Raw genomic sequence first — 17942 nt, forward strand, 5'->3', positions numbered from 1 at the left:
CCCTCTTCCCCGACGGGCGGGAATCGCCGATCCGGGGACGGCCCGCGCCGACGCCGCCGATAATCCTCGGGAGACACGGCGGGAGGCCGGGCATGACCACCGGAGGCACCGCGGCACTCCTACGCCGGCCGGACGGGTCGACTCGGGCCACGCTGCTGGAGCTGCTCTACGACGTGGTCTTCGTGGCCGCGCTCGCGCAGACCTCGAAGCTGCTCGCCGACCAGGAGTCCTGGGCCGACAGCGCCAAGGTGCTCCTCATGCTGACGGCGATCTGGTGGACGTGGTCGGTCACCTCGACCACCACGGAGTTCTACGACCCGCAGCAGCGCCCGATCCAGGCCATCCTCATGGTCGCCATGGTCGGGTCGGTCGGGATGGCGGCCGCGCTGCCGATGGTCACCGGCGGGCAGGCCACCGCCTTCGCGCTCGCCTACGTCGGCACGCACGTGATACGCGGCATCGTCCTGCTCGCCGCGCTGTTTCGCCAGCAGCACCGCCTGGCCCTGGCACGAGCCAGCCGGTTCCTGTTCTGGTTCCTGGTGTCCGGCGTCCTCTGGATCACCGGCGCGCTGGCCGACTCGGCACGATGGGGGCTCTGGACCCTCGCGATCGCGATCGACCTGGCCTCCGCGGCGGCCCGCTACCCCACCCCCTGGCTGGGTCGGGTGCCCCTCAACCAGTACGCGCGGACCACCGAGCACCTCGGCGAGCGGTACCAGCAGTTCGTCATCCTGGCCCTCGGCGACATCATCCTGGTGCCCACCCTGGAGGTCAGCCGCAGCGAATTCGACCGCCTTCGGCTCGCCGCCCTGCTCTGCGCGTTCGCCATCATGCTGCTGCTCTGGCAGATCTACGTCTTCCGGGCCGGCGATCTACTCGGGGCGAGGGGGGACCGCCCGGCCCGCGTGGCTCCGTACACCCATCTGGTGATGCTGGCCGGCGTGGCCGTCACGGCGGCCTCCTTCGACCTGGTGGTCGACCGGCCGACCGGAACGACGCCGGTGCGGTGGTTGATGCTGATCATCGGCGGGCCGGCGCTGTTCGTGGTCGGCCGGGCCCTGTTCACCGTGCTGCTGTCCGCCCGCGTGCCGTGGCGGCGCGTGGCGTGGCAGCTGCTGCCCCTGCTGACCCTGCCGTGGGCCGGCGACTGGCCACCGGTGCTGGTCACCGCGATCGCGGCCCTCGGACTGGCCGGCCACGCGCTGATCCCCTCCCACGCCCACTACCGGGCGACCGAGCCGGGGCTGCACGCCCGGCGGCTCGACGGCTGACCGACCCGTTCAGTCGAGGTGTCGAGCGGTCCAGTCCGCGAGGTCGCGGGCGCAGGCGTCCACCGACTCCCGCCACGTGCGGGCCGCGCCCTCCCCCGCCTCATCGCTGACCTGCTTCACCAGCCGGCACGGCACGCCGGCCCGCGCGGCGGCCCACGCCACCGCGTACCCCTCCATGTCGACCAGGTCGGCGCGCTGCGCCAGGCGCTCCCGGGCGTCGTCGTCGGCCACGAACGTGTCGCCGGTGGCCAGCACCGCGCCCTCGGCGGCCAGAGCCAGCGGCGCGCCGTAGGTCTGACCGGTGAGCGTCCGCAGCAGGGCGGTGTCCAGGTCGTGCTGGAGCACCGTGGCGACCTCGTGGATGCCCGTCCAACCGGGGCGCAGCGCGCCGGCCGTCCCCAGGTTGAGCAGCAGGCTGGGGCGTGGTCCGGCGGCCAGCACGGCGGCGACCGCGCTGGCGGCGTTCACCTTGCCCATCCCGGTCAGCAGCACCGGCAGCTCAGCGGGTAGATAGCGGGCCTCCTCGCCGACGGCGAGCACCACCAGCGGACGATCGGCGCGGACCGTACCCCGAAGAATCACCGGAGCATCCTAAGCGCCGTCGTCGGTGAACCGGTACAGCACGAAGTCCCGGTCCGCGCCGCAGGCGATCACCCGTGTGTTCCACGAGCAGGACGCGCTGCGGACGTCGACGAGTTGACCCAGCTCGTCGATCGTGCCCGATTCGGCCCACACGCCGGCCACGCTGCGGTCGTCCGCCACCGAACTGGTCGCCTCGGCGAAGACGAGCAGGTTGCCGGCGTCCAGCCGGGCCGCCACGCCGGGGCGGTCAGCCAGCACCACCTTGCCGGCCGCGTCGAAGAGGGTGACAGTCGTCTTCGGGTACTCCCGCTCGGCGAGCAGCTGTTCGCCGACCGGGACCAGCCCTGTCGCGCCCGGCGCCGACCAGGTGACCGCCGGCTTGCCCTCGGTCGCCGCGACCACCTCGGTGCGCTCGGCGTCGCTGTTGCGCACCTGCACCAGGCAGGCCCGCCGCTCACCGCAGGCCACAAGCGTCTTGGGCCGGTACTCCGCGTCCTCGGCACGGTAGAGGACCACCGGGGCCGCGTCGGAACCCAGGTCGTACGCCAGCAGCTGGTACCCGCCGTCGGTGGGGGCCACGTAGAGCCGGTCCTCGTGCGCCACCAGCAGATCGTCGAGGTCGGCGACGTTGCCCCACTCGCGCAGCACCGAGCCCGAGGACATGTCGAGCAGCCGCAGCGACCGGTCCGGCCCGAGCTGGACGAGTCGCCGTCCCTTGCCCGTCCACGGGTCGCGGGCGGCGCCGTCGAGGAACGCCGGCCCACCCGCCGCCTCGTCGGTGCCCACCGGCCGGACGACGGTACGGACACCGCCGTACTGGTCACGCGGACTGGGCCTGCTCCACTTGTCGGAACCGTCGCCCAGCTTCAGGCCGACCAGCCGGCCAGCGGACCGGTCCACCAGTACCGCCGTGTCGTCGGAGAAGTAGACGTCGTCGTCGCCACGGATCGCCCGGTGCCAGCGTTGGGCGCCGGAGCGGCCGTCCAGCACGGCCAGTTCGCGCGGGGTGCTGTCGACCGGAGCGTCGGCGACAACCGCTACCGCTCCCGGCACGGCGACAAGTCCCGACCAGTCGTCGGCGGTGACGTCGGTCTGCCGGCGCCACAGTTCGTCGCCGGTGGTGGTGTCGACGGCCACCACCTCCAGCCGATCGTCCGGCAGCGGATACCCGAGGTAGGCCCGATCGTCGAGCACCGCCGTCCACATGTCGCTGGGCCGCTCGGCGCCGGCCGGCGGCCGCGACAACTCGCGTAGCGACGCGAACTCCAGGTCCGGATAGCGGTCCCGCAGCAGGTAGAGGGTCGCCGCGGTGGCCATCCCGGCCAGGGCGAGCACCGCGGCGAGCACCACCCAGCGGGCCCGCCGCCAGGTCGTACCGCCGGATGGAGTGGGTGTTCCGGCGGCGCCCGCCCCGTCGGCCAGGGTGCCCGCGACGCCCTGCGGCCCCGGCACGGTCGGCATCGGGGGTGGCGGCCAGTCCGGCCGCGTCGACGCCGGCCCGGGTTGCGACGGCACGGTCGGCGCGGTCGACGCCGCAGCCGGCACCGTCTCCGCCGAACCCGGCAGGGCTGGACCCGCCGCAGCCGGCACGGTCTCCGCCGAACTCGGCCCCGCCTGGCCCGCCGCAGCCGGCACGGTCTGCGCCGAACTCGGCCCCGTCGGGACAGCCGGGACAGCCGGGCCCGCTGGCGCCGGGCCTGCCGGAGCCGGGACAGCCGGCGCGGGCGAAGCCGGAGGGGCAGCCTGCGCTCCCGCGTACGCCGGCAGGGCTCGGCGCAGCGGAAGGTCCGTCAGCGCGCCCTCGGCCACCGGCATTTCCGGCTGGTCCAGCACGGTCGGCGCCACTCCCAGCTCGGCGTGCAGCATCCGCGCCACAAGCGGAATCCGCGACGAACCGCCCACCAGGAACAGCCCGGCGAGCTGGTCGGGGCGCAGACCGGCGGCGGCGATCACCTCCCGGGCCCGTTCCACGGCACGACGCAGCAGCGGCGCGGCCACCCGCTCGACGTCGTCGCGCGTCAGCCGCACCGCCTCTGCGACCCCGGGCACCGCGACCGGCGCCACGGCGGAGCGGGACAGCATCTCCTTCGCGCCGCGTACCTCGTCCCAGAGTCGGACCTGGTCGCGGCGCTGCGCCGCATCCGAGGGCCGGACCAGCCGCGCCCACCGCCGGGCGTGCCGCTCGCCCAGCAGCTCGCCGACCCGCTGCACAAGGGCCGCGTCCAGGTCGAGGCCGCCCAGGTCGGGCAGGCCGCCGTCGGCGACCACCCGGAAGCCGGAGTCACCCCACGGGTCGGCGCCCTCGTTGCGCAGCACCGCGACGTCGAGCGTCCCGCCGCCGAAGTCGAACACCGCGATCGCGCCGCCGACCGGCACCGGCCGGTGCAGCACCTGGGTGTAGTAGCGGGCGGCGGCCACCGGCTCGCGCAGCAGTCGCGTGCCCGGCGGCGTCGGCCCGGCGAGGGTGTGCTCGGCCGCCTGCGGCCACCCGGCCCGCAGCAGCGCGTCGGCGAGCACCTGCCGGCGCGTCTCGTCCCAGGCCGCCGGGCAGGTCAGCACGGCAGGGGGCAGGAAGCCGACCGCGTCCACCGCGGCCCGCCCGACCGCCGCCAGCACCGCCGCGAGCAGCTCCGCCGGGAGGTACGAGCGGTCACCGAGCCTTACGGTCGGCTCCTCCACCCGACGCTTCGGGTTCGGCTCGAACCGGGCCGGGTCGGCCTGCGCCAGCCGTCGGGCGTCCGTGCCGACGTGCAGCGTGCCGTCCGGGTCGGCGTACACGGCCGACGGGCTGACCGGCTGACCGTCCATCAGCACGGGACGGGTCCGCCCGTCCGGCCATCGCAGCACGGCGACCGTGTTGGACGTGCCGAGGTCGACGCCGAGGGCGAAACCCTCGTGCTGGCCTGCCATCTGCCCGATACCTCCGCCGCGACGAGGGAAACCCAGCCCCGCATCGTACGCAGTCCGCGCCGCCTGGCTGATCACTCGGTCAGCCCACGCCGGACGGCCCGCGCCGGATCAGCCGTCAGGTCGACGACCAGGGGCTCGGCGGTAAGCAAACCGCAAGGTCTGCGCAATCGCCGACCGCATCCGTGCTGGCTACGCTGGCCCGGGGAGGTGGCCAGTGGCGCAGCGGGTGCTCGTGGTCGACGACGACAGGACCGTCAGCGACGTGGTCTGCCGCTACCTGGAGCACGCCGGGTACGAGGTGAGCCACGTCGGCGACGGCCTGGCCGCTCTGGAGGCCGTGCAGGACCGGCCGCCGCACCTGGTCGTGCTGGACCTGATGCTCCCCGGGCTGGACGGGTTGCAGGTGTGCAGGCGACTGCGGGAGCAGCCGGACGGCGTACCAATCATCATGCTGACCGCGCGCGGCGACGAGGCGGATCGGGTGCTCGGCCTGCAACTGGGCGCCGACGACTACCTGGGTAAGCCGTTCTCGCCGCGTGAGCTGGTGCTGCGGGTCGGTTCGGTGCTGCGCCGGGCGGGTGAACCGGCCGCGCCGGCGGCCGAGCTGCTGGCCGACGCGGGGTTGGAGGTGGCCACCGGGCCACGGACAGCCCGGCTGCACGGCCGCGACCTGGCCCTGACGCTGCGCGAGTTCGACCTGCTGGCGCACCTGATGCGGCACCCGACGCGGGCGTTCCGGCGCGCCGAGCTGTTGGAGCGGGTGTGGGGGTGGAACTTCGGCGACCAGTCCACGGTGACCGTGCACGTGCGGCGGCTGCGGGAGAAGATCGAGGACGACCCGGCCGAACCGCGACGGATCGTCACGGTCTGGGGCGTCGGCTACCGGTACGAGCCGGCCGATGCGTGACCTGGCGCTGATCTTCGCGGCGGCGCTCGCGGCCGCGCTCGGCGTGGGCCTGCTGGGCGCGCTCACCCTACGGCTGCTGCGGCACCGGTCGATCACCGTGCACGTGTGCGTCCTGCTCACCGTCACCGTGGCCGCCGTGGTGGCCGGGGTGGTGGTGGTCGCCCAGGCGATGTTCCTGTCCCCGCACGACCTCCAGGTCGTCCTGCTGACGGTCGCCGCGGCGGCGGTCGTGAGCCTCGGCGTCGGCTGGTACTTCGGGCGTCGACTGGCCGTGGCAGCCGTCTGGGCGGCCCAGGCCCGGGAGCGGGAACGGCGGGTCGAGAAGGGCCGCCGGGACCTGGTGGCCTGGGTGTCGCACGACCTGCGGACACCCCTCGCCGGCCTGCGGGCGATGGCCGAGGCGCTGGAGGACCGGGTGGTCGACGACCCCGCGACGGTCGCCGAATATCACCGGCGGATCCGCCTGCAGACCGACCGGATGACCCGACTCGTCGACGACCTGTTCGAGCTGTCCCGGATCAACGCCGGGGCGCTGCGCCTGACACTGTCGGCGGTGCCGCTGGGCGAGGTGGTCTCCGACGCGCTGGCCGGCACCGCGCAGCTGGCCAAGGCCCGTCGCATCCGCCTGGTGGCCGCCGAGTCGGGCTGGCCCACGGTGCTGGCCAGCGAGCCGGAGCTGGCCCGGGTGGTGGGCAATCTGCTGCTCAACGCGGTGCACTACACGCCGAGCGACGGCACGGTACGGGTGGACGCCGGGCGGGAGAGCGACGCCGCCTGGCTGGCGATCGCCGACACCTGCGGCGGTATTCCGGAACACGACCTGCCCCGACTGTTCGACGTGGCGTTCCGGGGTGAGCCGGCCCGGACGCCCCGCTCCGGCGGGGAGGGCTCCGGAGGGCTGGGGCTGGCGATCGTGCGCGGGCTCGTCGAGGCGCACGGCGGCCGGGTGGACGTGCAGAACGTCGTCGGCGGCTGCCGTTTCGTGGTCCGCCTCCCGACCGCCTGACACCGGCGGCGTCAGCGGCTCGCCGTCAGCTCGCCGAACCAGCGTCGCCCCCTCCGGAACACCTCCCGCACCGCGAGCCCGGCGGCGTCGGCGACCGGGTGCACGGCGCGCGCGTCCAACCGGGCCCAGCGGAACGCCGGGCCGAGCAGGAGGCGGCCGGCCCGCTGCTCGGCGGCCACCCGGGCCTGGCCCTGCCACAGGCCCGCGCCGGGCGGCTCCAGCTCGACCAGGACCGTGCCGTCGGGTACGAGCAGGTCCCGGCAGCGGCGCAGCAGCGCGACCGGCTCACCGCCGATGCCGATGTTCCCGTCGATCAGCACGGCGTGCGCCCACCGGCCCTCGCCGGGCAGCGGTTCGAACAGGTCGCCGTGCACCGCCACCGCGCCCCGGGCCCGCGTCAGCCGCACCGCCGTCGCGGAGACGTCCACGCCTACCGCCGTCCGGCCGGCCCGGGTCAGCGCCACGGTGAGCCGCCCCGGCCCGCAACCGAGGTCGAGTGTCGGCCCGGCACACCGCTCGACAAGCCCGGCGACCGCCGGCTCGGCCGGCCCGTGCCAGCGGTCCACCGGCAGCCGGCTGCGGACACCGTCGCCGTGCACCAGCCACCGGCCACGGGCCACACGGTCGGCGAGCGCGGCGGCGAACGGGTCCGTGCTCACCGGCGGCGGGAGCGTGGGCGACGGCCTCGCCGGTGCGACATCGACCGGGGCGGTGTCGACGGGGTTCACCGCCGGCCTCCCGGCAGCAGGGCGAGGCGGACCGCCGCGACCTGTCGGGCGAAGCGACCCTCGGGCACCTCGACGGCCACCGCGAGGGCGTCGGACCACTCGTCGACGTCGCGCAGGACCGGCAGCGGCGCGGTACGCAGACCGCGCCCGGTCAGGGCCGCCCACGTGTCGCGACCGGTGTCGGGCGTCGACATCGACACGTCGCGTAGCACCCGGGCGTGCCGGGGATCGCGCAGCCCGAGTGACCACCAGCCGCCGTCGCGTGCTCGGCCGAGCACCGCGTCGGCGGCGCGCAGGCGCAGCACCGCCGCGGCCAGGCCGGCCGGCGTGACCTGCGGCGTGTCCATGCCGATCTGCAGCACGGGCCGTCCCGGGTAGGCCACCGCGACCTCGGCGTACGCGTTGGCGAGCCGCTCGCCCAGGCCGGCGCCGCGCTGGTCGAGCACCGTCCAGCCGGCCAGCGCGGCGGTCAACGCGGCCGCGTCCTCCGCCTCGGCCAGCCGACCCGACCAGGCCAGCACCGGGGTGACACCGGGGGTGGCACGGACGGCGTCGAGGGTGTCGCGCAGCGCGGCGGCGGCGATCCGGGCCGCCTGCTCCGGCGTGGCGGGTGGGCAGAGCCGCGTCTTCACCGCCCCGGCGACCGGTGCCTTGGCGACCACCAGCAGAACTGTCACCGGGGGCCTTCCACGGTACGCAGCACGCCGGCGAAGTCGCGGGTGGCCCGCAGGGTGCCCCGCACCGAGCCGGACACCTTGGACCGGGTGCCGGCGGCCCGCGGCGCGTAGGTGACGTCCAGCTCGTGGATCCGCCAGCCGGCGGCGGCGGCCCGGATCAGCAGTTCGAGGGGGTAGCCGAAGGCCCGGTCGGTGACGCCGAGGCCGAGCAGCGCCTCGCGACGGGCCACCCGGATCGGGCTGAGATCCCGCAGCGGTACGCCCCGACGGCGCAGGAGCGCGGCGACAAGCGCCGTACCGGCACGGGCGTGCCACGGCCACACCCCGGCCCCGACCGGCCGTCGCCGGCCCACGCTGAGGTCGGCGGTGCCCGCGACCACCGGCGCGACCAGGGCCGGCAGCTCGGTGGGGTCGAACGACCCGTCGGCGTCCAGGACGCACACCACCTCGGCGTCGGCGGCCTCCAGACCGGCGTGCACGGCCGCGCCGTAGCCGCGTCGGGGCTCGTGCACCACCCGGGCGCCGTACCGGGCGGCCACCTCGGGCGAGCCGTCCCGGGAGCCGTTGTCCACCACGATGGCCCGGTAGCCGGGCGGCAGCGCGGTGAGCACGCCCGGCAGGGCGGCGGCCTCGTCCAGGCAGGGCAGCACCACGTCGATCTCAGTCGGCATACCGCCGACGCTAGGGCGGCACCCCGGCGACGGAGGCGGAAATGTGCTTACCGAACCCTTACCACCTGGGCATTTCTTACCGTCCGGTGACGGGAGGCCGATTCCGGGGCGCGGGGTCGGGCTGTCGCCGTACCGTCCGGTGGTCATGGCCTCGACCACCGCTCTCGCCGCCGCCCCCGGGCGGACCCCGCCGCGCCGCCACGCCAGGGACCTCCTGGTGGTGGGCGTGGAGGCGGCGCTGCTCGCCATCGCCGTGCTGGTGGGGGCCGTGGTCAACGCGCGCGGCGCCGGGATGCACGCCGACGCGGCGCCGCTGTACGCGACGTGGCGGCCGCATGTCGGCTGGGGCAGCCCGGCCGCGCTGGCGGTCGCGGTCGCGGTGGTGGGCTGGGGAGCGCGGTGGGCCCGTACCGCCCGGTGGGGTGTCCTACTGACCGCCGCGTGGCTGACGGCCGTGGCCTGGACGTTGTCGCTGGCCCTGGTGGACGGTTGGACGGCGGGGTTGACCCAACGGCTCACCCCGCAGGCCGAGTATCTGCACGAGGTACCCGGGATCACCGACATCCCGGCGATGCTTGCCGGTTTCGCCGGGCGGATCGTCGACTTCCAGCCCGGCTCGTGGGCCACCCACACCGCCGGTCACCCTCCGGGCGCGCTGCTCATCTTCGTCTGGCTGGACCGCATCGGCCTCGGTGGAGGCGCGGCCGCCGCGTTGGCCTGTGTGCTGGTCGGCGCCACGGTCGCGGTGTCGGTGCCGGTGACCCTGCGGGCTCTCGGCGCGCCTGACGCGGCGCGTGCGGTGCTCCCGTTCCTGGTGCTGCTGCCGGGGGCGGTCTGGGTGGGCGCCTCGGCCGACGGCATCTTCGCCGCCGTGGTCGCGGCCGGCCTGGCGCTGCTGGCGGTCCGTGGCCGCGTCGCCGCTCTGGCCGGCGGGGCCGTGCTCGGGTTCGCGCTGTACCTGTCGTACGGGTTCCTGCTGGTCGGTCTTCTCGCGCTGGCCGTGGTGGCGCTGCGCCGGACGCACCGTCGGGGCGCGCTGCTCGCCGCCGTCGTCGGGGTCGCGGCAGTGGTGGCGGCCTTCAGCGCGACGGGCTTCCACTGGTGGGTCGGCTACCACCTGGTCGTGCAGCGGTACTACCAGGGCTGGGCCGCCGACCGCCCGTACGCCTACTGGGTCTGGGCCAACCTGGCCGCGCTGCTGCTCAGCGCCGGGCCCGTGCTCGGGCCGACGCTGCGCCGCGTGCTGGCGGCCGCGCGATCGTCGTGGCCGGGGCTGCGCCCTGCGCTGGCGGCCCACGCCCCGACCGCTGCGCGCGGGCCGGCGCCGGGCGGGCCGCGCTTCGGCCCGGGCGCGGCCGCGAGCGGGTGGCGGGCCGTCGGCCGGCTGGCCACGCCTGCGGCAGCAGCGGTACGCGCAGCCGGCCCCACCGTGCTGCTACCGCTTGCCGCTCTCGTCGCTGTCCTCGGCGCGGACCTGTCCGGGCTGAGCAAGGCGGAGGTGGAGCGGATCTGGCTGCCGTTCGTCGTCTGGCTGCTGGTGGCCACGGCGTGGTTGCCGGCGGGGTCGCGGCGCTGGTGGCTGGCCGCGCAGGCGCTCACCGCGCTGGCCGTCAACCACCTGGTCTGGACGGTCTCCTAGCCACCCCGGCCGCACGGTCACGGACGGCAGGGCCACGAACGGCCGGTGCAGACCGGTCAGCCCGCGACGGCTGCTGGTTCGCGCAGCGGGTCGGTGGCGAAGCCGGCCACGCCCTCGGCGAAGCCGACCCGGGCCGTGTAGCCGAGCAGTTCGGTGGCCCGGCGCGGGTCGGCGACCACGTGCCGCACGTCGGCGGCGCGGGACCCACCCACCACCTGCGGGGCCGGCCCGCCCATCGCCTCGGCCAGGGTGACCGCCAGCTCCCCGACGGTGTGCGGCTCGCCCGAGCAGACGTTCACCGGCACCAGCGTGGCCGCTGGGGCGCTGCTGGTCAGCGCCAGCAGGTTGGCCCGTGCCACGTCCGTGACGTGCACGAAGTCGCGCCGTTGCCGGCCGTCCTCCAACACGCGGGGCGCCACGCCGGCAGCCAGCGCGGACCGGAAGATCGATGCCACCCCCGCGTACGGAGTGTCGCGGGGCATCCGGGGGCCGTAGACGTTGTGGTACCGCAGCGCCCACACCGCGCCGCCGGTCTGCCGAGCCCATGCGGCGGCCAGGTGTTCCTGGGCGAGCTTGCTGGCGGCGTACGTGCTGCGGGGTTCCAGTGGCGCGTCCTCCGGCACGAGCACCGGATCGAGTCCGTGGCCGCAGTGCGGGCAGGTCGGGTCGTACCGGCCGGCCATCACGTCCTCGGGCCGGCGGGGCGCGGGGCGCACCGTGGCGTGCTCGGGGCAGGCGTAGCGTCCCTCGCCGTAGACCACCATGGAGCTGGCCAGCACCAGCCGGCCGATCCCCGCCCGGTGCAGGGCCGCCAGGAGCACCGCCGTGCCGTAGTCGTTGTGCGTGACGTAGTCGGGGGCGTCCGACGGGTCGAGGCCGTGACCGACCATCGCCGCCTGGTGGCAGACCGCGTCCACTCCGGTCAGCAGCCGGTCCAGCAGGGGGCCGTCACGGACGTCGCCGCGTACCACGTCGTGTCGGCGGGACCATGCCGGCAGCTCACCGCCGTGCGCCTGGGGCAGCAGCGCGTCCAGCGCCACCACCTCGTGACCCTGCTCGACGAGCAGATCGACGACCTGCGACCCGATGAACCCGGCCGCGCCGGTGACCAGTACGCGCATGCCGGTCACGGTAGGGCGGAACGGGCGCCCGGCGGGCCGGTTCGGCGGACCCGTAAGGACTTCGCAACAGCTCGGCAGGTGCCGGCGGCCCGCTAAGCGTTCGGTAATGCGGTAAACCCGGCCCGGCCGTACCCCCGCGGTCTAACCTGCCGGCAGTGCCCGCCGCCGGCCCACGCGCCCGGCCGGGCCGAGGAGTGTGGACGACGTACGGCGCGCGAACGGCGAGGAAGGAGCGGCGGGTGCCGGTAAGCAGACCCGGTCCGGGCGGCAGCGGGACCAAGGCGGCCGACGCGGACGGCTACGGGGCGCCGCGCCGACTCTGGCGAGGGCTGGCCCAGCACCGCCCGCCCGGTGTGGACGCCGCCGAACGGAGCTGGCGCAGCCCGTTGCGCGGCCCCTGGCTCACCGCCGTCTACGGGTCGGTGCTGCTGGTGGCCCTGCCTCTGGTGATCATCACCGGGCTGCTCGACTACGCCGCCTACGGCCCGCAGTTCGACCAGGCGTTCCCGGCGCACGTGGGCTGGCTGCGGCTGCCCGCCTTCGACTGGCCGACGCGGCCGTCATGGCTGTTCCGGGTCACCCAGGGACTGCACGTGACGCTCGGCATCGTGCTCGTCCCGGTGGTGCTGGGCAAGCTGTGGTCGGTGCTGCCGAAGCTGTTCGACTGGCCGCCGGCCCGCTCCCTCGCCCAGGTGCTGGAACGGCTCACCCTGCTGCTGCTGGTCGGCGGGATCCTGTTCCAGATCGCCACCGGCCTGCTCAACATCCAGTACGCGTACGTGTTCGGCTTCGACTTCTACACCGCCCACTACTTCGGGGCCTGGATCTTCACGGCTGCCTTCGTGGCGCACGTGCTCATCAAGTTCCCCCGGCTGGTGACCGCGCTGCGGTCCCGCCCGTTGGGCGCGGAGCTGCGGACCCCGCGCGCCGCGACGCGACCCGAGCCGCCCGACCCGGACGGCCTGGTCGCCGCCGAACCCGGGCCCGCCACGGTCAGTCGACGCGGCGCGGTCGGCCTGGTCGGCGGCGGGGCGCTGCTGCTGGCCGTCCTCACCATCGGGCAGAGCCTCGACGGTCCGCTGCGGCGCACCGCGCTGCTGCTGCCCCGGGGGCGACAGCCCGGCACCGGACCGAACGGATTCCCGGTCAACCGCACCGTCGCCGCCGCCGGCATCCGCCCCGAACAGACCGACGCGAGCTGGCGGCTGACCCTGCGCGGCGGTGGCCGGACCGTGACCCTGGACCGGCCCGGCCTGCTGGCCATGGCGCAGCACACCGCCGCGCTGCCCATCTCCTGCGTGGAGGGTTGGTCGACCCGGCAGACGTGGACCGGCGTCCGTCTTCGTGACCTGGCCGCCCTCGCCGGGGTCGCGGACCCGGTCTCGGCGCGGGTGTCGTCGCTGGAGCAGGGTGGGCTGTTCCGTACGGCGGTACTCGCCGCCAACCAGGTCCTCGATCCGGATTCGCTGCTCGCCCTGCGCGTCAACGGCGTCGACCTGGCCCCCGACCACGGCTATCCGGCTCGGGTCATCGTGCCGGCCCTGCCCGGGGTGCACTGCACGAAGTGGGTCGCCGAGATCGACTTCCGGGTCCGGACCGATGGCTGAGCGCGACGAGCCGACCGAGGGACGGGACAGACCGACCGAGGGACGGGACAGGCCGACGGCGGGACCGGCCGGGCGGCTGCGGGCCGGCTACGGCGCGGCGCCATGGCATCTGCTCCTGGTGACCGCGGTGATCGTGCTCGCCGGCTGGGTGGCGCTACGGCTGGCGCAGGAGGCGACGTTCGGCCGGATGCTGCTCTGGTTCGTCGGCGCGGTCATCGCCCACGACCTGGTGCTGTTCCCGGTGTACGCGAGCGCCGACCGGGCGCTGCGCGCGGTGGTCCGCGATCGTGTCACGCTGCTCAACCACCTGCGTGTGCCGGCGCTCGGCACGGCGCTGCTGTTCGTCGTCTACTCCCCCGGCATCCTGCGCTGGGGCGAGACGACCCACGAGGCGGCCACCGGCCTGACCCAGCGGCCGTACCTGGTGCGCTGGCTCCTGCTCAGCGCGGCGCTCTTCCTGCTCAGCGGACTCGCGTACCTGCTGCGTCGTATTCAGGCGTCGCGGCAGCGCTCGGAGAGCGCGTAGCGGAGCAGGACCACGTCGCCGATCTGGCGGGTCTCGGCCAGCCGGGCGCGGCGACCGGGATGCCAGGGGAAGTTCCCCTCGCCGACGAAGCGCGGCGCCCGGCGGTCGCCGACGAAGAAGGGGGCGACCACCAGGTGCAGCTCGTCGGCGAGGCCGGCGGTGAGGAACTGGGCGTGCACCGTCCCGCCACCCTCCACCATCAGCCGGCGCACACCCCGCGCCGACAGGTCGGCGAGGACCCACCCGAGGTCGACCGGCTCGCCCCCGTCCACCACGGCGGCCACCCGGCCGACCCGCTCCCGGGCCTTGTCCAGCGCCGCGCTGGCACAGTAGACAAGCCGGACGGCATCGCCCGCGGTGAAGAACCGGGCGGTCGGGTCGAGGTCCCCCCGGGCCGTCAGGGTCACCTTGGTCGGCGACGCGGGCCGCCCGCGCGCCATCCGCTCGGCCCGACGCGACGCGGACCGCACCAGCAGGCGGGGGTCGTCGCGGCGGACCGTGGCGGCGCCGACCAGGATCGCGTCGCAGGTGGCCCGGACCGCGTCGACGCGGTCGAGGTCGTCGGAGTTGGACAGCAACAGCCGCCGCTCGGAAGCGTCGTCGATGTACCCGTCGATACTTGTGGCGCAGCTCAGCAGCACGTAGGGCCGCGTCGGCGCCGGCCGGCAGCTCACCGGGAGACGTGCCGGTCAGGGGTACGACCGGACTCCGCCTCCGCCGCCTCGGTCTGTGCCGCCTTGGCGGCCTTCGCCGCGAGGTACTCGGCGTTGGCCGGGGAGAGGAAGATGCTCGTCGGTACCCGTTCGACGACGTCCACGCCCAGGCGGGTGAGCTGTTCGGCCTTGTCCGGGTTGCTGCTGAGCAGGCGGACCCGGGGCACGCCGAGGGTGGCCAGCATCTGCGCGGCGACGCTGTAGTCGCGCTCGTCCTCACCCCGGCCCAGCGCCACATTGGCCTGGTAGGTGTCCAACCCGGCGTCCTGCAGGGCGTACGCGTCGAGCTTGGCGTACAGGCCGATGCCCCGGCCCTCCTGGCGCAGGTAGAGCAGGAACCCGCCGGTCTCGGCGATCCGCTGCACCGCCTCGCGCAGCTGCGGCCCGCAGTCGCAGCGCTGGCTGCCGAACACGTCGCCGGTGAGGCACTCGCTGTGCGGGCGGACCAGCGGCGGCTCCCCGCCGGCGGCGAGCCGGTCCAGCGCCCCGGCCCAGTCACCCAGGCCGAGGGCGAGGTGTTCCCGACCGTCCACCAGTCCCTTGAACGTGAACACCCGGACGGTGGTGGTGTAGCCGTCGGGAAACGCCAGCGGCACCGTGACCTGCGTACGGACCGTGGCGACCGGCAGTGCTTCGAGCATGGGACTCCTTTGTCCGGCGCCGCCCGGAGGCGACGGCGCGTACCGTCTCACCACTGACTCAACAGCCGCCGCCGGAGGCAGCTTCCCGAGCGGTGGTGGGATTGTGGGCCCGTCGGGCGAGCAGGACTGCCGCGCCGGGCAGGCTGGCCACCAGGACGAGGGCGCCGTAGACGGTGGCGGTGGCGACACCTTCGGCCGCGCTGAGCCCGGCCGCGCCGAACACCCAGGCGGCCACCCCCTCACGGGGGCCGAAGCCGGCGACGTTCAGGGGCAGGCCCATGGCGAGCAGGGCGAGCAGTGTCAGGGGCAGCAGCCGGGTGAGCGGGGCGTCGGAGCCGGCGGTCCGCGCCGCCACCAGGAAGGTGGCCAGGTGACCGGCGACCATCACGGCGGAGGCGACAAGGACGCCGAGCCAGGTCCGTCGGGCCAGCAGGCCGGCACGGATGTCCGCCACGGCGGTCCGTACGCCGCGGGCCCACCGGGAGCGGCCGGTGCCGGGCAGGAGCCGCGCCAGCAACACGACTGCCAGCCCACCCGCGAGCAGCAGGGCGGCGGCGGCCGGCAGGTACGGCCGCACCGGGGACGGGAACGCCGCGAGCACCACAAGCGCGACACCCACCAGGACCACCTGGCCGGCGGTACGTTCCCAGATCACCGCGCGGATGCCCCGGCTGACATCGCCGGCGTCGCGGCCGTGGCGCACCGCCCGGTGCACGTCCCCGAGCACCCCGCCGGGCAACGTGGCGTTGAGGAACACCGCCCGGTAGCAGTGCGCCACGGCGGTCGACAACGGCAGGCGTACGCCGAGGCCACCGGCGACGAGGCTCCACCGCCACGCCGCGCAGACAGTGGTGAGCACGCCGATGAGCAGGGCCGCGGCCAGGGACGGCGCGTTGATCAGCCGTACGCCGGCGAGGAACGGGCCGCCACCCACCTGCCACAGCAGGACGGCGAGCAGGCCCACCCCGCCGACCACTCGTGCCCAGGCCCACAGCATCGACGCCGGTCCTCCCCGAAGATCGTCCACTCTCTCTAGAGCACGTACCCAGGGCGGCGACGGTTCATCCGCCGGCCAGCAGGTCCTGATGTTCGACAATCACGCCGAGCCGGCCGGCGGCCGCGTCGGCCAGCCGGCGCTGGGCGTACGCCCGGGTCGGGCCGACCAGGTCGGGGCGTTGCTCGCAGGCGGCGCCCAGCCAACCGCGGAACCACTCGGCGGCCAGGTCGGCCTGCTCCGGGCCGAGCCGCCACGGGCTGGACCGCTCCCGTACGCGCACGCCCCGCCGGGCGAACGCGGCCGCGGTGGCGGCGGCGGCGTCCGGGCCGAGCAGCCGGCGGCCGTCGACGGTACGCCGCTGGTGCGCGTTGAACGCCTCCTGGACCTCGGCGTCGAGCGGGTCGGCAGGGGTGAGCCGGACCCGTCCGGTCACCGAGACCGCGAACAGGGCGGGACGGTCGGCGTCGACGCAGGCGGCCACCACCCGATCGACCTCCTCGGCGGTCAACATGTCCAGCAGCGCGGACGCGGTGACCAGCGCGCCGTCGGACAGGTCGGCTGCGCTCAGCCGGGTCAGGTCGCCGCAACGGGTGTCGACGGTGACCGGCGCTCCGTCGGCGGCGGTCACCCCGGCCATGCTGTCGGCGGCCCGAGCCAGCAGGTCGGCGTCGCGGTCGTGCAGCACCCAGTGCTGCGGCCCGCTCAGCCGCGCCGCCAGCCAGCGGCTCATCGAGCCGGTGCCGCTGCCCAGGTCGTGGATCATGATCGGGGCGTCGCCGGTCAGCCGGGGCCGGACGGCGTCCACCAGGTCCTCGGCGCGGGCCGCCGCGTCGGCCGGCTCGCGTAGACGCAGCCAGTCGGCGAACGGCAGGGTCTCGTCGACGGTCACTCCGCCACCTCCTTGAGCACTGCGGCCAGGCGCGCGGTCGTCGCCGGCCAGTCGGTCAGGGTGTCGCGGCGGGCGAGCGCGGCACGCCGGAGCCGGGCCCGCAGCTCCTCGTCACCCCACCACCAGCTCAGGGCGCCGGCCAGGGCGGCCGGGTCGTCCGGCGGGACCAGCAGCCCGGGCAGGTCACCGTCGGGCGCACGACCGAGCGCCTCCGGCAGGCCGCCCACCTGGGTGCCCAGCACCGGCACGCCGCGGGCCAGCGCCTCGGTGACGACCATCCCGTACGTCTCGCCGCGCGACGGCAGCACGAGCAGATCGGCGGCGGCGTACGCGGCATCGAGCGCCGCAGTGGTCAGCGGGCCGGCCAGCCGGACCCGTTCCGCCAGCCCGGCGCCGGCGAGCCGGTCGCGCAACCGGCGCACCAGATCGGGTTCCCGGGTCAGCGTGCCGGCGCAGACGAGCGTCCAGGGCATCTCGGCCAGCACGCACAGGGCGTCGACGAGCACGTCGTGGCCCTTGTGGCGGGTGACCGCGGCGACGCAGAGCAGCCGGTCGCCGGCCGCCGAGCCGGAGGGCGCCGGTGGTGCGGGCGCCACTCCCGGCGGTGCGACGCGGACACGGTCGGCGGACAACCAGTGGCGGGCCAGCAGGCGACGGCGGGTCCACTCGCTTGTGGTGACGACGGCCCGCGCGGTGGCCAGCGCACGGCCCTCGGCCTCGTCGTTCAGGGGCATGTGCACCAGCACGACGAGGCGCAGCCGTCGGGCATGCGGGGTGAGCAGGTCCGGCACGGTCGAGGCGATCAGGCCGTCGACGAGCACGACGGCGTCGTCCGGCAGGGCGGCGAGCAGCCGGGCCAGCGCCGCCCGGGCGGCCGGGTCGGGGTGCGGCCACGCTCCGGGCGTCGGGTGCTCCCGCACCAACCAACCGCTCTCGCCGAGACCGGCGCAGACCCGCCGGTCGTAGGCGTTGCCGCCGCTGGGCGTTGCCGGATCGTCGATGTCGCCGGGCAGGACGACGTGCACCGTCCTGCCGGGCTCGCCGACGACGACGGCGG

General features: G+C 75.4%; 17 protein-coding genes. 6 read left to right on the forward strand and 11 right to left on the reverse strand.

What is annotated here, in order from left to right; all coding sequences use genetic code 11:
• Positions 1 to 92 precede the first annotated feature (92 nt).
• On the forward strand, positions 93 to 1271 hold the full coding sequence (locus AB0K10_RS10090; RefSeq protein ID WP_363681848.1) for a low temperature requirement protein A: 1179 nt from the start codon (positions 93 to 95) through the stop codon (positions 1269 to 1271).
• Positions 1272 to 1280: 9 nt separating this feature from the next.
• On the opposite strand, the gene AB0K10_RS10095 is transcribed toward AB0K10_RS10090, so the two are convergent.
• A complete protein-coding gene (locus AB0K10_RS10095) occupies positions 1281 to 1853 on the reverse strand; it encodes a nucleosidase (RefSeq protein WP_363681850.1) in 573 nt (190 codons plus the stop codon).
• A 9-nt stretch (positions 1854 to 1862) separates the two neighbouring features.
• The gene (locus AB0K10_RS10100) at positions 1863 to 4763 is read right to left on the reverse strand and encodes an Hsp70 family protein (protein WP_363681852.1); all 2901 of its coding nucleotides are present in this window, start codon (positions 4761 to 4763) and stop codon (positions 1863 to 1865) included.
• A gap of 214 nt (positions 4764 to 4977) precedes the next feature.
• Here AB0K10_RS10100 and AB0K10_RS10105 point away from each other — a divergent pair, with 214 nt between their 5' ends.
• On the forward strand, positions 4978 to 5670 hold the full coding sequence (locus AB0K10_RS10105; protein ID WP_363681854.1) for a response regulator transcription factor: 693 nt from the start codon (positions 4978 to 4980) through the stop codon (positions 5668 to 5670).
• Complete coding sequence (locus AB0K10_RS10110; RefSeq protein WP_363681856.1) at positions 5663 to 6676, forward strand: ATP-binding protein; 1014 nt, start codon at positions 5663 to 5665, stop codon at positions 6674 to 6676. Before AB0K10_RS10105 ends, AB0K10_RS10110 begins: the two co-directional genes overlap by 8 nt.
• An 11-nt stretch (positions 6677 to 6687) precedes the next feature.
• On the opposite strand, the gene AB0K10_RS10115 is transcribed toward AB0K10_RS10110, so the two are convergent.
• The 3 genes from AB0K10_RS10115 to AB0K10_RS10125 all read right to left on the reverse strand — a co-directional run bounded on the left by AB0K10_RS10115 (position 6688) and on the right by AB0K10_RS10125 (position 8752).
• The gene (locus tag AB0K10_RS10115) at positions 6688 to 7296 is read right to left on the reverse strand and encodes a class I SAM-dependent methyltransferase (protein ID WP_363682210.1); all 609 of its coding nucleotides are present in this window, start codon (positions 7294 to 7296) and stop codon (positions 6688 to 6690) included.
• A 104-nt stretch (positions 7297 to 7400) separates the two neighbouring features.
• Positions 7401 to 8081 carry a DUF2064 domain-containing protein gene (locus AB0K10_RS10120; protein ID WP_363681858.1) on the reverse strand — a complete coding sequence of 227 codons (681 nt, stop codon included), beginning with the start codon at positions 8079 to 8081 and terminating at the stop codon, positions 7401 to 7403.
• Positions 8078 to 8752 carry a glycosyltransferase family 2 protein gene (locus tag AB0K10_RS10125; RefSeq protein WP_363681860.1) on the reverse strand — a complete coding sequence of 225 codons (675 nt, stop codon included), beginning with the start codon at positions 8750 to 8752 and terminating at the stop codon, positions 8078 to 8080. The genes AB0K10_RS10120 and AB0K10_RS10125 overlap by 4 nt, the downstream gene beginning before the upstream one ends.
• 145 nt (positions 8753 to 8897) lie before the next feature.
• Between AB0K10_RS10125 and AB0K10_RS10130 the strand changes: the two genes are divergently transcribed.
• A complete protein-coding gene (locus AB0K10_RS10130; protein WP_363681862.1) occupies positions 8898 to 10391 on the forward strand; it encodes a hypothetical protein in 1494 nt (497 codons plus the stop codon).
• 56 nt (positions 10392 to 10447) lie between these two features.
• Here the strand turns inward: AB0K10_RS10130 and AB0K10_RS10135 are convergent, their stop codons facing one another.
• The gene (locus AB0K10_RS10135) at positions 10448 to 11512 is read right to left on the reverse strand and encodes an NAD-dependent epimerase/dehydratase family protein (protein ID WP_363681864.1); all 1065 of its coding nucleotides are present in this window, start codon (positions 11510 to 11512) and stop codon (positions 10448 to 10450) included.
• Between the two features lie 239 nt (positions 11513 to 11751).
• Here AB0K10_RS10135 and AB0K10_RS10140 point away from each other — a divergent pair, with 239 nt between their 5' ends.
• Both AB0K10_RS10140 and AB0K10_RS10145 read left to right on the forward strand, forming a co-directional pair.
• Positions 11752 to 13119 (forward strand): molybdopterin-dependent oxidoreductase, encoded by a 1368-nt coding sequence (locus AB0K10_RS10140; protein WP_363681865.1) that lies wholly within the window; start codon positions 11752 to 11754, stop codon positions 13117 to 13119.
• Entirely contained in the window at positions 13112 to 13645 is a 534-nt protein-coding gene (locus AB0K10_RS10145; RefSeq protein ID WP_363681867.1) for a hypothetical protein, read from the forward strand. The genes AB0K10_RS10140 and AB0K10_RS10145 overlap by 8 nt, the downstream gene beginning before the upstream one ends.
• On the opposite strand, the gene AB0K10_RS10150 is transcribed toward AB0K10_RS10145, so the two are convergent.
• The 5 genes from AB0K10_RS10150 to AB0K10_RS10170 all read right to left on the reverse strand — a co-directional run bounded on the left by AB0K10_RS10150 (position 13612) and on the right by AB0K10_RS10170 (position 17910).
• Complete coding sequence (locus AB0K10_RS10150) at positions 13612 to 14319, reverse strand: dihydrofolate reductase family protein (protein ID WP_363681869.1); 708 nt, start codon at positions 14317 to 14319, stop codon at positions 13612 to 13614. The genes AB0K10_RS10145 and AB0K10_RS10150 overlap by 34 nt on opposite strands.
• Complete coding sequence (gene ribA / locus AB0K10_RS10155; RefSeq protein WP_363681871.1) at positions 14316 to 14999, reverse strand: GTP cyclohydrolase II; 684 nt, start codon at positions 14997 to 14999, stop codon at positions 14316 to 14318. Before ribA ends, AB0K10_RS10150 begins: the two co-directional genes overlap by 4 nt.
• Positions 15000 to 15057: 58 nt before the next feature.
• Entirely contained in the window at positions 15058 to 15996 is a 939-nt protein-coding gene (locus AB0K10_RS10160) for a lysylphosphatidylglycerol synthase transmembrane domain-containing protein (protein ID WP_363681873.1), read from the reverse strand.
• A 64-nt stretch (positions 15997 to 16060) separates the two neighbouring features.
• A complete protein-coding gene (locus AB0K10_RS10165) occupies positions 16061 to 16885 on the reverse strand; it encodes a class I SAM-dependent methyltransferase (RefSeq protein ID WP_363681875.1) in 825 nt (274 codons plus the stop codon).
• A complete protein-coding gene (locus tag AB0K10_RS10170; protein ID WP_363682212.1) occupies positions 16882 to 17910 on the reverse strand; it encodes a glycosyltransferase family 4 protein in 1029 nt (342 codons plus the stop codon). The genes AB0K10_RS10165 and AB0K10_RS10170 overlap by 4 nt, the downstream gene beginning before the upstream one ends.
• Positions 17911 to 17942: the final 32 nt, after the last annotated feature.

Source organism: Micromonospora sp. NPDC049274 (assembly GCF_040678875.1).
In the GTDB taxonomy this organism is placed as follows: Bacteria; Actinomycetota; Actinomycetes; order Mycobacteriales; family Micromonosporaceae; genus Micromonospora.